General features: G+C 49.8%; 2 protein-coding genes. Both read right to left on the reverse strand.

Features of this window, described 5'->3' with window-relative positions; genetic code table 11:
- Positions 1-216: 216 nt before the first annotated feature.
- The gene (locus NTZ04_05010) at positions 217-1,746 is read right to left on the reverse strand and encodes a radical SAM protein (GenBank protein ID MCX5991670.1); all 1,530 of its coding nucleotides are present in this window, start codon (positions 1,744-1,746) and stop codon (positions 217-219) included.
- Between the two features lie 66 nt (positions 1,747-1,812).
- Positions 1,813-3,177, reverse strand: a complete 1,365-nt coding sequence (locus NTZ04_05015) for a mechanosensitive ion channel family protein (protein MCX5991671.1) — start codon at positions 3,175-3,177, stop codon at positions 1,813-1,815.
- Between the last annotated feature and the right edge of the window lie 414 nt (positions 3,178-3,591).

Genomic DNA, 3,591 nt, shown 5'->3' on the forward strand with positions numbered 1-3,591 from the left:
AACAGCCTCCTCCAAGCCTACGAAACCAAAAACCGGACATCAGGAGTTGATACCCACAGAAAGCTGGACCCCCGTATGGTGACATCTTTCATGATTCAACAGGCCACCGTTGGGTTACCTTCTTAAATGAGTTGACACGGGAGCTTGTGTGGTAGGCTTTTCATCTTCGTTTCCGCACCAAAAGACCGCCTGCCAGGATGGGTTAGAGGCTGGCATCTATACAGTACTGATCGGCTCCTTGGGACTGGCGCCAATCTGCTGGTCTGCCATATCCTCGCTGTGCTTGACCTTTGTACTCACCGAAAACTGCCTTTCTATAGACCGCCGGTGTATATTATTCATGGCACAGAAGGGTATCAGTCTGGCCTTTGAGTCCTTGTCAGGAACCCCATAGTGAAGGCAGCAGCCCTGAACTCTATCCAGATCAAAGTTGTATGGGTCCATAAACTGCATGATGCCTATCGTCATCCATTTGTTCCGCATCCAATCATCCACCAGTACGCGGCCAGACTTGTAACTCTTCGTGAATAGAATAGGAAGAAGCCTGATCCAAAAACTGGGACTTACATACATGATGAAGCCGGTCACCAGATCCCACATTACTCGCGGCCTGGATTTCTTCAACTCAAAGGCCCGCCGCATCCTGGCATACAGCTTCTCATTATTGATGAAACGTGATATAGGGACCAGTTTGTTCTTCTCATGAGCCACAAGGCTTATTACACCGCAGTGGGGATGAACGCAGAATTCTCTATGCCGGCCACCCTTGGTCACCATCTTGGCCAAGGTCTCGCTCATAGGCAGCGAAAAGAAGTCTCCTTTCTTGATTTCACCGTTGGTCTGTTCTTCACAAAGCCGCATGACGTCTGGAGTGGTTATCCTCATCTCCTTGAGCTTGCTCCGGTCTATCCTCCCCGTAAAACTGACAGGCTGGAAGACAATATGCCTCACCACGTCAGAATTCTGCGCCGCATATCTGATAATATCGCCAACCTGCTGGTCATTAATCCCTTTGACCACAGTAGGAACCAGGGCAATCCTGTCATAGCCTATCTTCCTGGCGTTCTCAATAACCTTCTGCTTCAGCGGCCAGAGGTCGCGCCCTCTCGCCTTCTTGTATGGCTCAGGGGTGACACCATCAAATTGCAGATATGTATAGACCTCCAGGTCGCGCAACTTCTTGAAATATTCGATGTCCTCCGCCAGCCTTATTCCATTTGTAGCCAGCACGATGTAGTCAATACCAAGCTCTCTCTCCATCTTAATTATGTCCAGCAAGTCATCCCTTACCGTAGGCTCTCCACCGCTATTCTGAATCCCCTGAACAATATTGGGGCGGTTTACCTCCTGAGCGTATTCTATGATTGTCCTTATCTGCTCCATGGTCGGTTCGTAGACATAATCCACCGCATGGGCAGCAGCAAAACATATGGGACACCTCAGATTGCATCTGTTGGTCAGATCTATGATCAACAGGGTGGTGTGCGTTCTGTGTTTCTGGCATACCCCACAGTCAAGCGGACAACCAAGCTTTGATTCTCTGGCTACGAGGAATCCCTTCCCATCATCCCTGAACTTCTCGGCTCTTACATACTCGTCATAATCACTCCAGTAGATATCCTCGAAACTCCCATGGTCAGGGCAACTCTTTCTCATCAGTACCTGACCATCGACCTCCCACAACTCAGCATCCAGAACCCTTAGATCCTCCGGGCAAATGGACTTCGTCTTTTTAAGCAGTTCCACAAACACCCCCTAAAATCATCGGAAATGAAAAACTGTCAGCGATCGACTCCATGGGCTTCTGACATATCACGGCTCCCCCTGTGGCCGGAAAGGCACTGGGGCATTGCCGAAATAAACCTTCGTATGCGGGTAGGGAATATCTATGCCTTCCACATCGAAGGCCTTCTTCAGCCTCAGGCGTAACTCTCCCATGACATCCCACTGACGCATAGGCTTGGTCTCTCCCATTATCTTGATGTCGATTCCCGAGTCTCCCAGGTTATCCACCCGGAGAGCACGGGGTGGTGTCAAGATCGCCCCCATCCAATCAGGATCCTCAGCCAGTTCCTTCCCCACCCTGTTGATCACTTCCATGGCCCGTTTTAAGTCCGTATCGTAGGACACGCTGATATTCATATTTACTCTGGACCACTCTTTGGTGTAGTTGCTGGCCACCCTGATCTCGCCATTGGGCACTGAGTGCACAACCCCGTCCATGTCTCTCAGCAATGTCCTTCTCAGATTGATATCTTCTACAAGACCCGACGTATCGGCGATCTTAACCACATCGCCCTTTCGGTACTGGTTCTCCATGATGATGAACAGCCCAGCAATGAGGTCTTTCACCAGACTCTGCGCCCCAAAGCCAATAGCAATGCCAATTACACCTACGCCAGCGATGATGGGTGATATGTTAAGACCTATTTCGCTGAGCATCATAAAGAGGACAACCGCAATAATAACAGCTTGAAGTGAAGCCACCAGCACACCGGACAGAGTGTCCGCTCTCTTGTTGACCTCTTCGTCACTCTGATCACTTCGTGATCTGGTGACTGCTTCCCTGATGACCTTGGGAATCGCCGCCGTTGCTAGAAGGACCAGCGCAAGGCCACCACCTCCCAGGAGCGCAATCTGAGGGCCGGGGTGCCTCAGCCAGTTTTTCACAGGCGGCAGCACTTTGGTCTCAAGGCTTTCGATATCGAGCATATCCAGAACCAGAACCAGCCCTAAGAAAATGGCGATCAACGGAACTATCCACTTTAGTGCGCCCATTATCATGTCATCCAGGGGACTGGCGGTCTTTTCGGCCACTTCGACAATGTACCACTCTATGAACACCCGCGTTATGACTACACCAGTGTAGATACCCATGACCACGAACAGAATAGGTACAATATCATCAAGGTGTCCTTCCCAGGATGCCGGCACAGCAGCAACCTCCACTGCCGTGTAAATGCCCAGGAAGAAGCACCACAGCATAGAGGCTATACGGGTCGAGTGGATTAAAACGTCATCCCACTTCGTCTCTGTTTTCGCTGCCCACTTATGAAGCCTCCAGTAGATAGTCCTCCTCAGTAGAAGGGTGAGCACCATGACAGCTACGCCTATCCCGATGGGCACCACCCAACGCAGGATTTCGTTTTTATTGCTGATGTCGTCCAGAAAACCCATCTATCTAAGACTCCTTATTGACAGAGAATTTTTGCGAAGGAAAGCCAGGATTTGCTTTCTGACAACTTTCGAATCGGGTACCTAGAGGGGAATACGCGGGGCAGAGTAGTATATTTACCACAGAAACTCTTGACTACCGTCTGACGACCCTAAAACTGACCAATGGCAAAGCAGATTGCATCAGCCACCAGGTTTTCACAAAATGTGGAATTCACCTGATTGAGATGAATAGTAGCGCATGGAAGTGCTCAAAGTCAACCGACTTCACTTTGGATGTTGTAACTCTATGATAATGTCCTCTTAATAACTCGATAGAAATGTCCTCTTTCGCAAAAGGGAGTAAAACAGAGGCAATCCTGATAAGGAGGTGCCTCATTGGAAGGAGGACTGATCACGATGAGTGCCAAAGAGAGA

It is taken from the genome of Chloroflexota bacterium (genome assembly GCA_026389585.1).
In the GTDB taxonomy this organism is placed as follows: Bacteria; Chloroflexota; Dehalococcoidia; order UBA2247; family RBG-13-53-26; genus JAPLHP01.